General features: G+C 68.9%; 16 protein-coding genes. 6 read left to right on the forward strand and 10 right to left on the reverse strand.

Going from position 1 to position 17,296, the window contains the following annotated elements; all coding sequences use genetic code 11:
* Positions 1-10: 10 nt before the first annotated feature.
* Positions 11-880, reverse strand: a complete 870-nt coding sequence (locus A5787_RS16940) for an SDR family NAD(P)-dependent oxidoreductase (protein ID WP_066968997.1) — start codon at positions 878-880, stop codon at positions 11-13.
* Complete coding sequence (locus A5787_RS16945; protein WP_066968998.1) at positions 877-1,479, reverse strand: TetR/AcrR family transcriptional regulator; 603 nt, start codon at positions 1,477-1,479, stop codon at positions 877-879. Before A5787_RS16945 ends, A5787_RS16940 begins: the two co-directional genes overlap by 4 nt.
* A gap of 45 nt (positions 1,480-1,524) precedes the next feature.
* On the opposite strand from A5787_RS16945, the gene A5787_RS16950 reads away from it, so the two are divergent.
* Together A5787_RS16950 and A5787_RS16955 are read left to right on the forward strand one after the other, a co-directional pair.
* On the forward strand, positions 1,525-2,685 hold the full coding sequence (locus A5787_RS16950) for a phosphotransferase family protein (protein ID WP_369829126.1): 1,161 nt from the start codon (positions 1,525-1,527) through the stop codon (positions 2,683-2,685).
* Complete coding sequence (locus A5787_RS16955) at positions 2,685-3,800, forward strand: hypothetical protein (RefSeq protein ID WP_066969000.1); 1,116 nt, start codon at positions 2,685-2,687, stop codon at positions 3,798-3,800. Before A5787_RS16950 ends, A5787_RS16955 begins: the two co-directional genes overlap by 1 nt.
* A 12-nt stretch (positions 3,801-3,812) precedes the next feature.
* Here the strand turns inward: A5787_RS16955 and A5787_RS16960 are convergent, their stop codons facing one another.
* Entirely contained in the window at positions 3,813-4,799 is a 987-nt protein-coding gene (locus A5787_RS16960) for a TIGR03617 family F420-dependent LLM class oxidoreductase (protein ID WP_066969002.1), read from the reverse strand.
* 79 nt (positions 4,800-4,878) lie between these two features.
* Between A5787_RS16960 and A5787_RS16965 the strand changes: the two genes are divergently transcribed.
* The gene (locus A5787_RS16965; protein WP_066969004.1) at positions 4,879-6,225 is read left to right on the forward strand and encodes a flavin monoamine oxidase family protein; all 1,347 of its coding nucleotides are present in this window, start codon (positions 4,879-4,881) and stop codon (positions 6,223-6,225) included.
* A 6-nt stretch (positions 6,226-6,231) separates the two neighbouring features.
* Here the strand turns inward: A5787_RS16965 and A5787_RS16970 are convergent, their stop codons facing one another.
* A complete protein-coding gene (locus A5787_RS16970) occupies positions 6,232-7,197 on the reverse strand; it encodes an alpha/beta fold hydrolase (RefSeq protein WP_066969006.1) in 966 nt (321 codons plus the stop codon).
* Positions 7,198-7,355: 158 nt separating this feature from the next.
* On the opposite strand from A5787_RS16970, the gene A5787_RS16975 reads away from it, so the two are divergent.
* Positions 7,356-8,711 carry an NAD(P)/FAD-dependent oxidoreductase gene (locus A5787_RS16975; protein WP_066969111.1) on the forward strand — a complete coding sequence of 452 codons (1,356 nt, stop codon included), beginning with the start codon at positions 7,356-7,358 and terminating at the stop codon, positions 8,709-8,711.
* 6 nt (positions 8,712-8,717) lie between these two features.
* On the opposite strand, the gene A5787_RS16980 is transcribed toward A5787_RS16975, so the two are convergent.
* On the reverse strand, positions 8,718-9,155 hold the full coding sequence (locus A5787_RS16980; RefSeq protein ID WP_066969008.1) for an SRPBCC family protein: 438 nt from the start codon (positions 9,153-9,155) through the stop codon (positions 8,718-8,720).
* 62 nt (positions 9,156-9,217) lie between these two features.
* On the opposite strand from A5787_RS16980, the gene A5787_RS16985 reads away from it, so the two are divergent.
* A complete protein-coding gene (locus A5787_RS16985) occupies positions 9,218-10,171 on the forward strand; it encodes a helix-turn-helix transcriptional regulator (RefSeq protein WP_066969010.1) in 954 nt (317 codons plus the stop codon).
* Positions 10,172-10,173: 2 nt separating this feature from the next.
* Here A5787_RS16985 and A5787_RS16990 read toward each other — a convergent pair whose 3' ends face one another.
* Together A5787_RS16990 and A5787_RS16995 are read right to left on the reverse strand one after the other, a co-directional pair.
* Complete coding sequence (locus tag A5787_RS16990; protein ID WP_369829127.1) at positions 10,174-11,262, reverse strand: helix-turn-helix transcriptional regulator; 1,089 nt, start codon at positions 11,260-11,262, stop codon at positions 10,174-10,176.
* A gap of 27 nt (positions 11,263-11,289) precedes the next feature.
* Positions 11,290-12,438 carry a glycosyltransferase gene (locus tag A5787_RS16995; protein ID WP_066969113.1) on the reverse strand — a complete coding sequence of 383 codons (1,149 nt, stop codon included), beginning with the start codon at positions 12,436-12,438 and terminating at the stop codon, positions 11,290-11,292.
* 195 nt (positions 12,439-12,633) lie between these two features.
* On the opposite strand from A5787_RS16995, the gene A5787_RS17000 reads away from it, so the two are divergent.
* Positions 12,634-13,512, forward strand: coding sequence for a chemotaxis protein CheB (locus A5787_RS17000; RefSeq protein WP_066969116.1), 879 nt, complete (start codon positions 12,634-12,636; stop codon positions 13,510-13,512).
* Positions 13,513-13,608: 96 nt separating this feature from the next.
* Here the strand turns inward: A5787_RS17000 and A5787_RS17005 are convergent, their stop codons facing one another.
* From A5787_RS17005 to A5787_RS17015, 3 genes are read right to left on the reverse strand one after another with little or no spacing between them, the layout of a single operon-like run.
* Positions 13,609-15,459 (reverse strand): CheR family methyltransferase, encoded by a 1,851-nt coding sequence (locus A5787_RS17005; RefSeq protein ID WP_066969015.1) that lies wholly within the window; start codon positions 15,457-15,459, stop codon positions 13,609-13,611.
* A 54-nt stretch (positions 15,460-15,513) separates the two neighbouring features.
* The gene (locus tag A5787_RS17010; RefSeq protein WP_066969118.1) at positions 15,514-16,272 is read right to left on the reverse strand and encodes an STAS domain-containing protein; all 759 of its coding nucleotides are present in this window, start codon (positions 16,270-16,272) and stop codon (positions 15,514-15,516) included.
* Positions 16,265-17,281, reverse strand: coding sequence for a chemotaxis protein CheB (locus A5787_RS17015; protein WP_156763989.1), 1,017 nt, complete (start codon positions 17,279-17,281; stop codon positions 16,265-16,267). The genes A5787_RS17010 and A5787_RS17015 overlap by 8 nt, the downstream gene beginning before the upstream one ends.
* Positions 17,282-17,296: the final 15 nt, after the last annotated feature.

The raw sequence follows: 17,296 nt of genomic DNA on the forward strand, positions 1-17,296 counted from the left end.
CCAGGCCGGGCTAACCCAGCGTGAACGGGGAGAAGCTGCCGTCGAGCACCTGCAGATGGCCGATCGTGCGCCCGGTCACCACGGCGGGGTCGACCAGGGCCAATTCCACTGCCGCCCGGGCGAATTCATCGGCCGGGGCGGTGTCCACGAACTCGCGGGCATAGTAGGCCAGGCCCGGGGTCAGGATCGGCTTCGACGGCGACAGCGCGTTCACCGCGATGTTGTGGTCGGTGAGATCGTAAGCCGCGCACTGGGTGAGGTGCTCGAGCGCCGCCTTGGACCCGCCGTAACCCGGCAGCACCCCGCCGCTGCGGTCGGCATAGGGTCCGTCGCCGGGCATCCGCGAAGCCACCGAGGTGATGTTGATGATCGAGCCGCCGCCCGCGTCGATCATGTCGGGGCACACCAGCTGCATCAGCTCGTAGGCGGCGAACACCCCGATGTCGAAATGGCGGCGAAACGCCTGCAACGGCGTGCTGACGAAGCCGGGCCACCCGGGTTTCGCGCCGCCGACGGATGGCTTCGCGGCCTTGGGGCGCGGCTCGGCACCCGGCACCGGCGGCCGGCCGGGCGCCGTGAACGCCGCGTTGTTCACCAGGATCGTGATGGGCCCCAACGCTTCTCGGGCCGCGCCCACCAACCGGGCGACATCGTCGCGGTCGGTGAGGTCGGCGCGGATCGCCACGGCGCGCCCGCCCGCCGCCTCGATGTCGGCGACGGTCTGGCCGATCGTCCCGGGCAGCCGGTCGTCCCAGACCTGTTCGGTGCGGCCGGCGACGGCCACCGCCGCGCCCTCCGCGGCGAGCGCCAGCGCGATCGCCCGGCCCAGGCCGCGGCTGCCCCCGGTGACGATCGCGGCCCGACCCGCCAGCCGCGTCATCCGGTCACGCCGTGCACGACGATGGCGGTCGTCTGCTCGACCCAGGTGTCATCCAGCTTCTCCTCCGGGCGCAGCAACATCCGCAGCATCGTCGCTCCCCCAATCAACTCGATCAACCGATCCGGGTTCACTCCGCGGTGCGCCTCACCGCGGTCGATGGCCTCGCCCAGCCGCACCCGCACCGCCGCGAACACCTCGCCGAAGCGCGACATCACGCGGGCGTTCAGGGCGGGATCGGCGGTCATGTCGGCCACCAGCCCGGGCAGGGCGGCGCGCACCACCGGGGTGGTGAACACGTCGCGGGTGGCCTCGATCATCATCCGGACGTCGGCGGCGATGTCGCCCGCGGGGGCCTCCAGCGCGCTGGGCGCCGTCGGGAACGCCGCCTCGTGCACCAGCTCGGCCTTGCTCGACCATCGCCGGTACAGCGCCGATTTCGTGGTGCCGGCGCGGTCGGCCACCGCGGCCAGGCTCAGGTTCGAATAGCCGATTTCCACAAGCAATTCCGCGGTCGCCGACAGGATGGCCGAGTCGATCCGCGGATCCCGGGGGCGCCCGGCCCCCGGGGCCTTGTCAAGGTAGGACGGTTCTGCTTTCATAACGCTACCTACCGTATCGTAATTGCCTCGCTGAAGTCTCTAGGAATGGAGGCACCCGTGTCCAATGAACCTGTGCTGGACAAAGTCGACCGACTGCAGCGGTCCAGCCGGGACGTCACCACGCTGCCCTGGGTGATGTCGCAATGGCTGTCGACCCTGCTCCCCGGCGGGGTCAAACCCGACATCACCGTGGAGAGCGGCGTCGACTCGACGGGCATGTCGTCGGAGACCATCATCCTGACCGCCCGCTGGGAGCAGGACGGCCGGCCGGTCGAGCAGAAGCTGGTGGCCCGGGTGGCGCCGACCGCCGAGGACGTGCAGGTCTTCCCGACGTATCGGCTCGACCACCAATTCGAAGTGATCCGCAAGGTCGGCGAGCTCACCGACGTCCCCGTCCCGCGGGTGCGCTGGCTGGAGCCCACCGGTGACGTCCTGGGCACGCCGTTCTTCGTGATGGATTACGTCGAGGGCGAGGTGCCGCCGGACGTCATGCCCTACACCTTCGGCGGCAATTGGTTCGCCGACGCGCCCCCCGAACGCCAGCGCGAACTGCAGGACGCCACGGTGGGGGTGCTGGCCAAGCTGCACTCGATCCCGGAGGCCGAGAACACATTTGGGTTCCTCGCCGCGGCAGACGGCGACACCGCGCTGCGCAAGCACTTCAACTGGGTGCGGGCCTGGTATGACTTCGCGGTGCCCGACATCGGCCGATCGCCCTTGCTGGAGCGGACTTTCGAGTGGCTGGAGGACAACTGGCCCCACGAGGCGGCCGCCCGCGAGCCCGTGCTGCTCTGGGGCGACGCGCGGGTCGGCAATGTGTTGTACCACGACTTCCAACCGGCGGCCGTGCTGGACTGGGAGATGGTGACGCTGGGGCCACGCGAGCTCGACGTCGCGTGGATGATCTACGCGCACATGGTCTTCCAAGAGCTGGCCGGGTTGGCAACCCTGCCGGGCCTGCCCGACGTGATGCGTGAGGACGACGTGCGCGCCACCTACCGACAACTCAGCGGCGTCGACGTCGGCGACCTGCGCTGGTTTTACGTCTACTCGGGGGTGATGTGGGCGTGCGTGTTCATGCGCACCGGCGCGCGGCGGGTGCACTTCGGGGAAACCGAAAAGCCCGACGATGTCGAATCGCTGTTCTACCACGCCGGATTGATGCGCCGTTTAATCGGTGAGCGTCTCATCGGAGAGGATCAGTAATGCTCGGACCGCTGGACGAGTTTCCGGTACATCAGGTTCCCCACCCCATTGCGTGGGCGGGTTCCTCGGACCGCAACTTCTACGACCGCGCCTACTTCAACGCCCACGACCGCAGCGGCGACATCTTCGTCATCAGCGGCATCGGCTACTACCCCAACCTCGGCGTCAAGGACGCGTTCTTCCTCGTCAGGCGCGGGGACACCCAGACAGCGGTGCACCTGTCGGACGCGATCGACCAGGACCGGCTCAACCAGAACGTCAACGGCTATCGCATCGAGGTCAGCGAACCGCTGCGCAAACTGCGTTTGGTCCTCGACGAAACCGAGGGCATCGCAGCGGATCTCACCTGGGAGGGCCTGTTCGACGTCGTCCAGGAGCAGCCGCACATCCTGCGCTCCGGCAACCGGGTGACGCTGAACGCCCAGCGGTTCGCCCAGCTCGGCAGCTGGAGCGGCCGCATCGCCGTCGACGGCGAGGAGATCACCGTCGACCCCGCGACCTGGCTCGGCAGCCGCGACCGGTCCTGGGGCCTCCGGCCCATCGGCGAGCCCGCGCGGGCGGGCCGGCCCGCCGACCCACCCTTCGAGGGCATGTGGTGGCTCTACGTGCCGATGGCGTTCGACGAGTTCGCGATCGTGCTGATCATCCAGGAGGAGCCCAACGGGTTCCGCTCGCTCAACGACTGCACCCGGGTGTGGCGCGACGGCCGCGTCGAGCAGCTGGGCTGGCCGCGGGTCAAGATCCACTACCGGTCCGGCACCCGCATCCCGACCGGGGCGACGATCGACGCCACCGCCCCCGACGGCACGCCGGTCCACTTCGACGTCGAGTCCAAGCTGCCGGTGCCCATCCACGTCGGCGGCGGCTACGGCGGCGACTCGGACTGGCTGCACGGCATGTGGAAGGGCGAAAAGTTCGTCGAGCGGCTGACTTACGACATGACCGACCCGGCCGTCGTCGCGCGGTCCGGCTTCGGCGTGATCGACCACGTGGGCCGCGCGGTGTGCCGCGACGGCGACGGCGATCCGGTCGAGGGCTGGGGCCTCTACGAGCATGGCGCGCTGGGCCGCCACGACCCGTCGGGCTTCAAGGACTGGCTGACGGTGGCGCCCTAGGGCTTTCCGGGCCTATCCCAACTCGTCCACGATCTCCGACAGCGTCTGCAGGTGGATCGGTGAGGGCTGATAGAGGCACACGGTGTCCGAGACCCCGTCGACGCGATCGCGGATGTGTGCGGCGATTTCCTTCGGGGTGCCGCAGGCCGCGATGGTGTGCAGCACCTCGTCGTCGATCAGCCCGCCCATCTCCTGCCAGCGGCCCTGCTTGGACATCGCGTTGAGTTCGGGCTGCAGGTCCTCCCAGCCGTGCGCGGCCAGCACCGGCCGGTACGCCGGCGTCGACCCGTAAAACCCAAGCAGCCGCCGCGTGGCGTCGTGATCCTCCGCGTCCGAGCCCGCCGAGACGATGATCTCGGGAATGACGACAAACTCCCCGGGCCGGCGGCCACCGGCCCGCAGGCCGTCGCGCACCGCCGGCATGGTGGCGTCGCGCAGGAACCGCTTGGTGCCGAACGGCATCACCAACAGGCCGTCGGCGTGCTCGGCGGTGGCGCGGGTCAGCCGCGGACCGAGCGCCCCGACATAGATCGGCGGCGGGCCATAGGGATTGGGACCGGGGCTGAAGGTCGGCGTCATCAGTGTGTGCCGGTAGTAGTCGCCGCGAAAGTCCAAGCGGCCGCCCGTTTTCCAGGCCTCGAAGATCGCACGGAGGGCCGCGATCAGTTCGGTCATGCGGGCCACCGGGTGCTCGAACTGGGCGCCGAATCGCTTCTCGATCTGCGGGCGGATCTGGGTGCCCAGGCCGAGGAAGAATCGGCCCTCGCTCAGCAGCTGGTGATCGTTGGCCTGGTGCGCCAGGTGTATCGGGTTGCGCGGAAAGGCGATGGCCACATTGGTCATCAGGTCCAGCCCGCCCACCGTGGCGGCCAGCGCCAGCGGAGCGAACACGTCGTGCTGGCCCTCGAAGGTGGCCACACCGCTGGCCCCCGCGTCGCGCAGGGCCCGCGCCCGCTCGGCCGCATCCACCGGCCCGTACAACGCGGTGAAGATCTTCATCTGGCTACCTGAGCACCTACTTAGACGGGCAATGGAAATTTATCGTACGAAATCGTCAAAATGCGGTTGACTAGGGGACGTGACGAAGCCGCCGCCGGTTGTCGACGTGGTCGTGGTCGGTGCCGGCTTTGCCGGGCTGTCCGCGGCGCGCGAGCTGACGCGCCAAGGGCATGACGTGCTGGTGTTCGAGGGCCGCGACCGGGTCGGCGGCCGGTCGTTCACCGGCAGCGTCGCCGGGCTGCCCGCCGACCTGGGCGGCACCTTCGTCGGCCCGACGCAGGACGCCGTGCTGGCGCTGGCCGCCGAACTTCAGGTCCCGACGATCCCGACCCACCACGACGGCAAGAACGTGATCCACTGGCGCGGCTGGGCGCGTCCCTACCGCGGCACCATCCCCAAGCTTTCGCTGACCGGCTTGCTCGACATCGGCCGGCTCCGTTGGCAATTCGAGAGGATCGCCCGCAGTGTCCCGGTGGCGGAGCCGTGGGGCGCGCGTCGCGCGCGCGAGCTGGACGACATGTCGCTGGGCGGCTGGCTGCGCTCGGTGCGCGCCAGCGCCTCCTCGCACGACCTGATGGCCATCGTGGCCCGGGTGACCTGGGGCTGCGAACCCGACGAGGTGTCGATGCTGCACGCCGCCCGCTACGTGCACGCCGCAGGGGGCCTGGACCCGCTGCTCGACGTCGAAAACGGCGCCCAGCAGGACCGCTTCCCCGGCGGTACCCAGCAGATCGCCGAGGCGGCGGCCGCCGAGCTGGGCGCGCGCGTGGTCCTGAACGCGCCGGTCCGCCGTATCGAGCGGCACGGCTCGGGGGTCACGGTGACGACCGACGCCGGTTCGGCCGAGGCCGGCTTCGTCATCGTCGCCGTCCCGCCGGCCCATCGGGCATCGATAGAGTTCGTTCCCCCGCTGCCCGACGAGTACGAGCAGCTCGCCCGCAATTGGCCGCAGGGCCGGCTCAGCAAGGCCTACGCGGCCTACGAGACTCCGTTCTGGCGGGCCGACGGGTTCTCCGGGCAGGCGCTTTCCGACCAGGGCCCGGTGTTCATCACCTTCGACGTCAGCCCGCACGCCGACGGGCCGGGCATCCTGATGGGATTCGTCGACGCCCGCGCCTTCGACTCGCTGCCCTCCGAACAGCGCCGCCGTGACGCGCTGCGCTGCTTCGCGTCGCTGTTCGGGGACGAAGCGCTCAAGCCGCTCGACTATGTCGACCAGCGTTGGGGCGCAGAGCACTTCGCACCGGGCGGCCCGACGGCGGCGGTACCGCCGGGGTCGTGGACACGGTTCGGGCCATGGCTGCGCGAGCCGGTCGGGCCGATCCACTGGGCCGGTACCGAGACCGCGGACGAGTGGACCGGCTTCCTCGACGGCGCCGTGCGGTCCGGCCAGCGGGCGGCCGCGGAGATCACCGCCCGGCTCTGAGCTTCGCTATGAGCTGATCCGGCGCATCCGCGCGTCGTGGGTCACCGATTCCACCAGACCCCGCAGGTGCCGGTTCACCTCGCGCGGGTGTTCCAGCATCGAGCAGTGGCCGCCGGGCAGCTCGACGAGGCCGACGACGTTGGGCGCGGTGCGCGCGATCCTGCGGGACTGGCCGATCGGCGTGAGGCGGTCGCGCTCGCTGCCGATGACCAGGGTCGGCACCGTCAACCCGTCCAAGGCGAGATGCCGCGACCCCAACGCGTCGACGAGCATCTTGGCGCAGCCGCCGCGCCCGGCCGGCGGGGTCTGCGCGAACAGCTCGTAGACGACCCGCGCGGCGCCCGGGTCGGCGTCCTTTCCGACCGCCAGCGCCGCGACCACGTAGCGGCTCGGGATCCGCGCCGCGGCCGGCAGGGGGAACCCGCCGAACGTGGTGATCAGACCCCGGGCCGCCAGGACCCTTGCCGTCGAAAGTTCGCGCGGCACCGACAGCAGTTTCACCTGTCGCACCAGATCCCCGGTGGTGGTGTTGATCAGCGCGACCGCGTCGGCGCGTCGACGGACCTTGTCGCGATAGTGTGCCGACCATGCGGCGATGGCGATGCCGCCCATCGAATGCCCGGCCAGCACAGCGCGCTCGCGTGGCGCCAATGTCGCCTCGAGCACCGAATCCAGGTCTGCCGCAAGGTGTTCCAGGCTGTAGCCGCCGCGCCGTGGAACGCCACTTTGCCCGTGGCCGCGATGGTCGAAGGCGATGACCCGGTAGTCGGTCGCCAGGTCCGAGATCTGGTGGGCCCAGGCCCGGATCGCGCAGGTGATCCCGTGCGTGAACACGATCGGATAACCCTCGGGCGGCCCGAAAATCTCTGCATGCAGCGCGGTTCCGTCGGCCCCTCGCACGGTCAGGGTGCGGCTTGGCGGCAGATCGTCGGGGAGCCGCTCACGTGTTGGATTCGATGACACAGCACTCATCGCCGCCCCCCTTCGAACGCGGCCACATCGCCGCACTCAGGATGTAGGCGAAGTGTAGCCCGCACTCAACAATGAACTGGTGAAAACGGCCCATTACGCACCGCGGATTTGGGCACGATCGTGCAACAACTTGTGAGACGCTGTCAGCCGTGTACCCGATGTCCCGTCGGGAGTTTCTCGCGGCCACGACAAGCCTGGCCGGCGGGCTGACGGCCGCCTGCGCGTCGGGTCCCCCGCCCACAGCTGACACCCCGCCGGACACCAAGTCGGTGCTCGTCGTCGGCGCCGGCATGGCGGGCCTGGCGGCCGCGCGCAGCCTTGCCGACGCGGGATGGCCGGTGCGCGTCATCGAGGCACGCGACCGTATCGGCGGGCGGGTGCACACGGACCGCGACTGGGGCGTGCCGCTGGAGATGGGGGCGTCCTGGATCCACGGCACGACGGACAATCCGCTGATGGAGCTCGCCCAAAAGGCGCGGGCCCAGCTCGTCGCCACCGACTACTACGGGTGGGCGAAGCTTGCGGTCGATCCGCGACTGCCGCCGCTTCAGTACGACCCGGAAACCTGGCGCACCTTCGTCAGCCGGGCTAGGGGACACGTCGACGGCGGCAGCCTCGGCGCCGCGGTGGACGCGGCGGCCTCCCGCGCGGAGCTCTCCGATTCCGACCGGGCTCAGTTGGGTTTCTACGTCACCACCGAGATCGAGGACGAATACGCCGTCGGCGCGGATCAGCTGTCCGCCAACACCTTTGACCACGGCGACTACGCCGACGGCGACCAGGACGTGATCACCAACGGCTACGACGCATTGCCCCGGCTCCTCGCCGAGGGCCTGCAGATCCAGCTGAGGACGGCGGCCACCGTGATCGCGCGACGCGACAGCTCGGTCATCGTGCGCACCAAGGACCGCTCGTTCGAGGGACCCGCGGCGATCGTCACGGTGCCGCTGGGCGTCCTGAAATCCGGTGCGATCGCCTTCGATCCGCCGCTCCCCGACCCGCATCTGCGCGCGGTGAACGCGCTCGGCTTCGGCGTCCTGTCCAAGAGCTTCTTCCGTTTCAGCCGGCGCAGCTGGGACGTCGAGAACGCCTTCTACCAGTACATCGGCGCCGAGCCGGACGTGTGGACGCAATGGTTCAGCCTGCCGAGCGCCGCGGGCCCAATCATGTTGGCGTTCAACGCCGGTGACCGCGGCCGCTGGGTGGAGTCGGCGTCCCCCAAGGAGCTGATGGCCAGCGCCGTGCCCATCGCCCGCCGGCTGCTCGGCGCCGACGTCTCGCCGGTCGAGGTCCGGAGCTCGAATTGGGCCGCGGACCCGTATGCGCTCGGCTCGTATTCGTTCCATGCCCCCGGTTCAGGCCTGAGCGACCGGCGCCGGCTGGCCGAACCGATCGGCGACCGGCTTTACCTGGCGGGCGAGGCCGTGGGCGTCAACAATCCGGGCACCGTGACCGGCGCCGTGGTCAGTGGCCGCCACGCCGCCGCCCAATTGATGCACCAATTGGGCGGCTGACGATCGCTACGCGTGCTCCAGCGCCTTGGCGCAGGCGGCGAGGATGGCGTCAAAGCTGTTGCGCAGCAGCCGATGGCTGATCGCCTCCAACAGCTTTCCCCCGGCCCATGCCGGATGGGTGTAGTTCGTCAGCCAGTCCACGGCGGTGCCATCTTTTGCGGCGGTGAACGTCAGCGTGCCGCCATCGTGGTTGAACGGCGGGAAGGATCGGATGATGAGATACGAGTAGGTGTGCGGCCGGTCGTAGGCCGTGATCTCCTCGCGGAACCACATGCCCACCCCGACCACCTCGCGCAGGGCGCCCGCACCGTGCCCGGGCGAATCCTTAGCGTAACCGGCTTTCAGCGCCAGCGGGGCGGCGGCCAGGTTCGCCGGGTCGGCCAGCCAGTCGAAGACCCGTTCTGCCGGCGCGGCGATCGTTCGTTCCAAGGAAATCTGGACCATCCCGCACATGCTAGTCGCCGTTGCATCGCACATACTTGGGTAGCGTCAACGGACGGTAGCCGATGAGAACGGTGTTGTTGGACACGGACGACCTGGGTAAGGCCGAGCAGATCCTTGGTCAGACCTACGCCGCCGTGCGTGTCAGCGCCACGGCGAGCGATACCACCCGCATGAAAATCTCGAGAACCTCGTTGGGCCCGCTGACCATCGACGACGCCGAGGTCGGCTTCGACCTGAGCTACGACGCCGAGTCGCCCGAGAAGATTTACCTGTGCCGGGTGCGCTCCGGTCTGCTCGAGGAACGGCGGCCGGCCGGGGCGCCGAATTCCGTTGGCCCCGAAGAGATCCTCGCCATGGGCGCGCTCGACGTGCCATTCGGCGGCCGCGTCAGCCGGGCGCGGTGCGACATTGTCGCCGTTGACAGGGGCCTGTTCGATCGGGTGGCGACCGTTGGCAACGATTCCCCGCCCGGGCGGATCCGATTGACCGATTCGCGGCCGGTGTCCGCAGCGGCCGGCCGGCAGTTGGTCCGTGCCGTCGACTACTTGCGCGACGGGTTGCTGACCGATCCGGCTGACGGCGGCGCGACGCTGATCGCCTCCACCGCGATGCAGCACTTGGCCGCCACCATGCTTACCGCTTTCCCGAACAACGCATTGCTGGATCCCACGATCGGGGATGGGCACGACACCACGCCGGCGTTGCTGCGGCGGGCGATCGCCTTCATCGAGGAACACGCCGACAGCGACATCGGCATCGCCGACGTCGCCCGCGCCACCTACGTGACCCCGCGCGCGATTCAGTTGATGTTCCGTCGCCACCGGGATTGCACGCCAATGGAATATCTGCGCCGGGTACGGCTCCACTATGCGCACCAAGACCTACTGGCCGCCAACCGGGCGCACACCACCGTCACACAGATCGCCGCCAGATGGGGGTTTGCGCACACGGGCCGGTTCGCCGTCTACTACCGCCAGGTCTATGGCCAAAGCCCGCATACCACGCTGCGCGACTGAAGCTACGGCACCTGTTTGAGTGTGGTGTGGGGGCTCTGGCCGTAGGTCTGCCGATACAGCACCGCGAACCGGCCCGTGTGCGAGAAGCCCCAGCGCTGCGCGATCTCGGTGACCGTGCTGTTGGACGGATCGGCCGCGATCAACTCGTCGTGCGCACGATGTAGCCGGACGCGACGCACATATTCGGTGGGAGTGGTGTCGAGCTGTCTCCGGAAGAGGTACTGCACCGCCCTGGGAGTCAGATGGACCGCGGCCGCGATGTCGTTGATGCTCACGTCGGCGGCCGCATGGCGGTGGATGAAGGCCACCGCGTCCTTCAGGGCTTCCGGAAGCGCGGGGTCGCCGGCCAGGACCTGATCGGTGGCGTTGGACGGGTAGCACTCGAGCAGCGCGCCGGCCAGCAACGGGGCCAACGTGGCCACGAGCAGCGGTTGCTGGGCGGTGTCCGGCGCGGCCAGGGTCGCGGTCACGTAATCCAGCGCCCGATGCCAGGCGCGCACGGCGCCGCGCGAGCGTGGGCGCCAGTTCAGGAACCGAATCTGGTGCGACGGCTGGGCATGCCAGTCCGCGGTGACCCGGTGCAGCGCGTCCGCGGCGATGGTCACCACATCGAACCGCGCGCCACTCACCCGAAGCGCGCACGACATGCCGTGCGCGACCAGGATCGGGCAATCGACGTTGGGAAAGGGTCCCCCCGTCACGGTCAGGGATCCCGCACGGGGCTGGATCACCACAACGGTGTCGGCGGGCGGGATTTCGAAGATCAACTGACCCTGGATCGATACTTCGTCCAGCGCCATCCATTCCGTCGCGCAGCGTCGGTGGGTGACGGTCGAGCGGCCCGTGACGCCGCTGACGCGCCAGCCCGGCAGATAGGCGCCCGCATAGAACCGGCGGGTGGCCTCCGGCTCGGCGATGCGGAATTGCTCGTACCGAACCGCGACCGGGCTTTGGGCCGCCCCCACGTCGGGGGCGGGGGTGCGCTGGGTGGGACGCAGCTCGACTTGGATCGCGTCGGATTCACCGGCGACACCGCCGACGAAGCCGGGTACCGCAGTGTCGGCCGTCGCCGTCATCGGGGACCCGCCCACCGGTCGCCGGACGCGCTCACGGTCGCATCACCGCGTGCCCGTTGACTGGAACTCCTCGGGAACCCGAGGTTGCGACACGAGCTGCCGATAAATCTTCAGCGAGTCGAGCGCGATCCGGTCCCAGGTGAAGCGCGAGACCGCGCGGCTTCGACCGGCCGCTCCCATGCTCTCGCAGTGGAAGCTTTGCGCCAGAAGGCTTCTCAAGGCCACCGCCAGAGCGGCGGGGCTGCGCTGCGACAGCACCTGTCCGGTGACCCCGTCGACCACGGCGTCGGTCAGGACGCCGATGGGAAGCGCGACCACCGCCACCCCGCTGGCCATGGCCTGCAACACGGGTGTCGCCCGCGGCGGCCGCCGGGGTGTGCACGCGACCACATCAACGGATCGCAGCAGCGCCGGCAGGTCGTCATCGCCGACCCTGCCCGCAAAGCGGACGCGGTCGGACACGCCCAACTCGGCGGCGAGCCGCTCGAGCCTGGCCCGCGCCTCGCCGCGGCCGGGGTCGCCGGCGGCGGTCTCGGCGACAACGAGCTCGGCACCCAGCACCTTGGGCAGTGCCCGAATTGCGATGTCAAAACCGTTGCATTCCAACAGGTTGGGCGCCAGGCAGAGGACACGATGGAGGCCGTTGCGCGCAGCCGCCGGGCCGACCGGGCTGTACTGCTCGACATCGACGCCGCTGCACAGGTTCGACACTTGGGCGCGACCGTGACGCCACCGGGCCAGCACGTCGACGTCGGCCGTGGACTCGCCGGTCACCCACGTCGCGCCCCGCGCCAATAGCGGCTCGATGCGTTCGCGTTCGCTCTCGGGGGGGTCACCTGACGCCGAACGCGACGTCACGGCCAGTCCCAGGAAAGACTGCACGATCGGCAACCCCCGCCGGCGTGCCGCCAGTTGGGCGGCCAACCCGCCCAGCCAGCCGTAGGCGTGCACGACGTCGGGCGCATCCGATGCCCACAGGCGCTCCAGGGTTTGCGCCCACTCCGCGACATACGGCAGCACCTCCGGCGGTGACGCCGCCGCGCGCGGACCGACGCGGATCACCTTCGCTGGTCGCTTCCCTGATTGCCGGACATAGGCGGTCGCGTCGTCGCCCCGGGCCGCGAGCGCGGCACAAAGTTGCTGAGGGTCATCGCTGACGAGGTCGTCACCGGAGACGATCGCGATTTTCAACACGGCTCCCTTCCCATGCACGTTGCGGTCACCGTCCAAACGACGTGCTACCCCGCCGGATACAAAACGAAACGCGGCACCTTGCGCGCTTCGTCCGCGGTCCTGGTGTTTCGCATATCGGATCTCCCGCAGTGGGCCGGGACCGAGGACGCCGACGGGGAGGACACTGAAGCCGACCGGGAGGACACTGAAGGAGTGACGAGTCCCCCGGAGCGGCCGGCAGTCGAGCTGGTGGTCCTGCTGGCGTCGGCGGGTGGGCTGGACGCTTTGTCCTTCGTCCTGCGTGACTTGCCAGCCGAGTTTCCGGCCGCGTTGGTCGTGCAGCAGCACCTAGGCGGCCTGAGCAGCGTGTTGCCGACGATTCTGGGCAGGCAAACGCCCCATCGGGTCAGTTGGGCACAGGACGGCCAGGCCGTCGTGCCGGGACAAGTGGTGGTCTGTCCGCCGCGAGTGCAGCTGGAAATGACGCCCGACGGTCGCTGTCACCTCCGCGAAATCGAGGCGCACGGCGAACGGCGCTTCGACGTGCTACTGGCGTCGGTGGCCAGGTCGTACGGAGCGCGCAGCGCCGCGGTGGTGTTGTCGGGCTCGGGGGAAGACGGCGCCGTCGGGACCGTCGCGATGAAGCGGGCCGGTGGCATCGTCATCGCGCAAAGCCCGGAGACCGCCCAGTACTCGTCGATGCCGCTCGCGGCCGCGCGCGCCGGCGCCGATCTGGTGTTGCCGATTCACGAGATCGGACACGCCGTGGCCGAGATCGTCGCGGGCAACGCACTCAGTTCCTCAGCGCGCCGCCCGCCCGGGGAACTCAGCGGCGATAACGCAACCGCCACGGAGGGAGAGTCGATGGGCACCGACGACCTGACCGCCGCACCCAACAGCGCGTCGGCCCGTGCCGAGATGGCCGGACAGCGCGTCTCTGAGCTCCGGCGCAGACGCCAGGATCTGTCCGAAGGGTTCGCTGCTACCGCAAAGAGCGCGGCCCTCGCGCGGCGTCGGGCCCAAGAGTCTTTGCGCCGAGCCCAATTGGCTCATCAAGCGGCGTCGGAAGCGGCCGCGCGATGGGGGCGCTGACCGGCCACCATCAGGCTCGTGGCGATCGCGAGCGCGGCGCAGCCGGGCGAAGCGGGTCGCCACCATCAGGCCCGTGGCGGGTCGCCACCATCAGGCTCAGCCCAAGACCTCCATGAGCATCAGCGCCCCGCCGACGGTTCCCTCGGCCGAACGAAATGATGTGCACACCACCCGTACCCGGGCCGGACGGCCGCGCCGGTTGACGGCGTCCACCACCGTTTCACCGGAGCTGTCCGGATCGACGAATGCGTTGCCGATCAACGGCCGCACGCTGTCCAGCGGCAGTCCGATGTCCAGGCCCGTCAACCGGGTTCCCGTTGCTTCGTCGGCCCGCAGTCCCCACAGGTCTTCGCATCCGCGGTTCCACACCACCACGCGCATCTCCCGGTCCACCACCACCATCCCCGGCTGAACCGAGTTGATCAGCGAATCAAGGAAGTTCTTGGTGTCGTCCAGTTCCACGCTGCGTTCGTGCAGCGTGTCGTTGATGGTTTGCAGTTCGTCGTTGGTGGACTGCAGCTCCTCGTTCATCGTCTCGAGCTCTTCGTTGGTGGACTGCAGTTCCTCGTTCGTCGTCTCGAGCTCCTCCACGGTGGATTGCAGTTCCTCGTTGGTCGTCTCGAGTTCCTCGTTGGTGGACTGCAGCTCTTCGTAGGCCGCCTCGAGCTGGCGGTTGGTTTCGACGACCTTGTCGAGCAGGGCGCGAGTCGCGGTGACATCGAAGAACACGATCGACACGCCCAGCAGGCCGTTATCGGCGTCGACGAGCGGATTGACATGGACTTCGAACCACACCGTCTCAGCGCCGGGTCGCTGCCATTTGACGTCCGGAATGCGCGTCGAACGCCGCTCCACCTTGGCCTGTTCGAGGTAGGCGCGCAGCTCGACCGGTCGGTAGGACACTTCGAGATCACGCAGTGGGCGGCCGATGTCGCGAGCCGAGAGGCCGAAGGCGCTCTCCGCCTGCTGGTTGATCATCGCGACGGTGTCGTCGCCGGTGATCACGATCTGAGCGACCGGGCTGGCCCGAAAAGCCAAGTCACGTGCGGTGTTCGCCGAGGTCGAGCCCGGCAGCTCACCGTGGCCGTCGTAGAAGGCCGCGGCCGGGTCGTAGCGATCCGCCACGCCCTCGGCCCCGAGGGCCTTGCGGAAGATCCGATTCTTGAGGCTCAACGGCACGAAGCGTTCGCTGTGGCTCAACAGCATCTCGGCGTGCCCGAGGAACAGCGTGCCCTGGGGCGCAAGCGCAAAACGTAGTCGAACCAACACGTTTCGCTGGGTCTCGGCGTTGAGATACATCAGGGTGTTGCGACACACCAACAGATCGACACGCGAGATCGGCGCGTCCTTGACCAGGTCGTTGCGGCCGAAGATGACCGTGCGGCGCAGATCCTTCTGGAACACGTAGCGGTTGTTGACGTGTTCGAAATAGCGCGCCAACAGGTCTTCCGGGACCGACTCGACGGCCTTCGCGTCGTAGGACGCAGCGCGCGCCGCGGTGAGCGCCTCCTCGTCGATGTCCGTGGCGTAGATCTTGACCCGTTGCCGGAACGCATCGGGCCCCAGCGCCTCGGCCAGCAGCATGGCCAACGAATAGGCCTCCTGACCGGACGCACATCCAGCGCTCCACACCCTGATCGGATCGGTGGGACCACGCTCGGCCAGCATCCGCGGAATGACCTCGGCCCTGACGAATTCCCAGGCCTCGGGGTCCCGGAAGAACGCGGTGACGTTGATGAGGACGGTGTTGAACAGCGCCGCGAATTCATCCGAGTTGGCCTGCAGCACGTCGAGGTATTCCTCGAACGTGGCGTATCCCGCCTGATCCATGCGGTGGCGGACCCGGCGCAACAGCGACGTGCGCTTGTAGCCCGTGAAGTCGAACCCGCGGGAATCCCGCAGATAGCGCAACAACGCCTCGAAGGCCTCGTCAGTCGTAGCGTCCATTAACGTCCCGTTCGAAAGCGCGTTCGCTGTCGGACTCGAACACTACTCGTAGCGCTACAGCTGATTCTCGCGACCGACCAGTGCCCACACCGTCTTGCCCGACGATGTCGGGGTGGTGCCCCACGCCCGACAAAGTGCGGACACGATGGCCAGACCGGAGACGATTTCGGCGCCGCGGTAGGCGTCTTCGTGCCGGCCCGGCAGGTGCTCGCTGCGATCCTCGACCGCGACGGTGACGGTGTCCCGATAGCTCTCGACTATCAGCACCGGTGCGCTCTGAGTATGTTGGAGGACATTTTCGACGAAGACGGTGCCCACGGTGGCCGCGACGGGAACCAGGTCGGCTTTGTCCCATTGCGTGAGCCAATCGGAAATCATCGCGCGCGCCAGGCCGACGCCGACCCTGGTCGCGGGAAGCTCGCTGCGCGCCCGCCGGCGGATCGGTAACGACTGGCTGTGGGCGGCTCCCAGCGCCGACTCCCGGTTGGGATGCACCGGCACGAATCGGGTCACACCGCCGGCGGCGATCGACCGCCGCACCTGCGATTGCGAGCACACCAGCAGGATCGGAACGTCCGGCCAGGTGCTTACGTGCCAGCGGGCGCTGGTGAACACCGTCCAGGCCGACGCGGAGGGAACCGACAAGCGGTCGACATCCACGATCACCGCGCGAGGCTCGTCGAGAGCCGCCTTGATGACGCTGTCGCGCACGCTGCGATAGGTGGAGCTGTCCAGAACGCCCTCCATCACCAGGATCGGTACCTCCTGCTGAGGTGCCGCATCGATCCGGATCACCGACCGCGGTTCATCCACCGGTATCACCGCCATCGGGGGCATTGGCGGCCAGCCGCTCGCTGAGCAGGCTCAGCGCCTTCTCGCTTTCCTCCGCCACGCCGTGGTAGTGCCGGGAGAGCGGTCCGTGATTCTCCTTCTCGGCGAGTTGCCGGGCCAGTTTGACTTTTTCGCGCAGGCTGCGCAGCGCAACCCATAGCGCGCCCTCGACCTCGGCGTCCCGCGCGGCCAGCAAGGCATCCGCCGTCCAGGCGTGGCCGACCTGGCAGCGAAAGTGGCCCTCGCTGAGCGAGATCAGCGAGCCATTGCAATCCGGACACGTATATCCCGAGGGCGCACCCAATTGTTGGGTGTCGAAGTCGGTCGAGAACCGCGACTCCATCGCGATGCGGTTCTCCAGGTCCAGCGTCTCGTCGGATTCGATGATCGGGTCATCGATTTCGGTCTGGGACAGCTCCTTGAGTACCGCCCCGATGTCGCCGGCGGCGGCCTGCCGATCGAGCACGCCCGCGTCGCGCGCGTTGGTCGGCAGCGCCGGGAACGATGCATCCTCGGGTGACTGGCCGATGGTGGTGCCGCCGCGGGAACGGATGGCGGCCAGGCCCAACACGCCGTCGTCGAGCACACCCGAGAGCAGGACCCCGATCGAACGCGCCCCGAAGGCCACGGCGACCGAGCGGAACAATGCGTTGATCGCGGGCCGATGACCGTTCTCGGTCGGCCCCTGTGACAGGACCACGCGATGGTCGGCCACCAGCAGATGACGGTCCGGGGGGCTGACATAGATGTGGCCGGGCAGAAGCGGCGCACCATCCTCGGCGGTCACCGCCGGCAGCGGGCCGCTGCGGTCGACGATCCGCGCCAGGATGCTCGGCGCGCCGGCGGGGACGTGCAGCACGATCAGGTAGGCGTACGGCACATCCGCGGATAGACCGGAGGCCAACCTCGAGAGTGCTTCGACGCCGCCCGCCGAGGCACCGATCGCGACCACTCCGCGCAGACCATCGTTTTCGTTGGTCGCGTCAATCACCACCCTCGGCTACCC

It is taken from the genome of Mycobacterium sp. 852002-50816_SCH5313054-b (assembly GCF_001667185.1).
Classification (GTDB): domain Bacteria; phylum Actinomycetota; class Actinomycetes; order Mycobacteriales; family Mycobacteriaceae; genus Mycobacterium.

Excerpts from the sequence above, each read along its gene's own strand:
- A5787_RS16950 (WP_369829126.1), top strand. The coding sequence starts at position 1,525 with ATGGAGGCACCCGTGTCCAATGAACCTGTGCTGGACAAAGTCGACCGA.
- A5787_RS16960 (WP_066969002.1), bottom strand. The coding sequence starts at position 4,799 with ATGAAGATCTTCACCGCGTTGTACGGGCCGGTGGATGCGGCCGAGCGG.
- A5787_RS16985 (WP_066969010.1), top strand. The coding sequence starts at position 9,218 with ATGAGAACGGTGTTGTTGGACACGGACGACCTGGGTAAGGCCGAGCAG.
- A5787_RS16975 (WP_066969111.1), top strand. The coding sequence starts at position 7,356 with ATGTCCCGTCGGGAGTTTCTCGCGGCCACGACAAGCCTGGCCGGCGGG.
- A5787_RS16970 (WP_066969006.1), bottom strand. The coding sequence starts at position 7,197 with ATGAGTGCTGTGTCATCGAATCCAACACGTGAGCGGCTCCCCGACGAT.
- A5787_RS17005 (WP_066969015.1), bottom strand. The coding sequence starts at position 15,459 with ATGGACGCTACGACTGACGAGGCCTTCGAGGCGTTGTTGCGCTATCTG.
- A5787_RS16945 (WP_066968998.1), bottom strand. The coding sequence starts at position 1,479 with ATGAAAGCAGAACCGTCCTACCTTGACAAGGCCCCGGGGGCCGGGCGC.
- A5787_RS16980 (WP_066969008.1), bottom strand. The coding sequence starts at position 9,155 with ATGGTCCAGATTTCCTTGGAACGAACGATCGCCGCGCCGGCAGAACGG.
- A5787_RS16940 (WP_066968997.1), bottom strand. The coding sequence starts at position 880 with ATGACGCGGCTGGCGGGTCGGGCCGCGATCGTCACCGGGGGCAGCCGC.
- A5787_RS16955 (WP_066969000.1), top strand. The coding sequence starts at position 2,685 with ATGCTCGGACCGCTGGACGAGTTTCCGGTACATCAGGTTCCCCACCCC.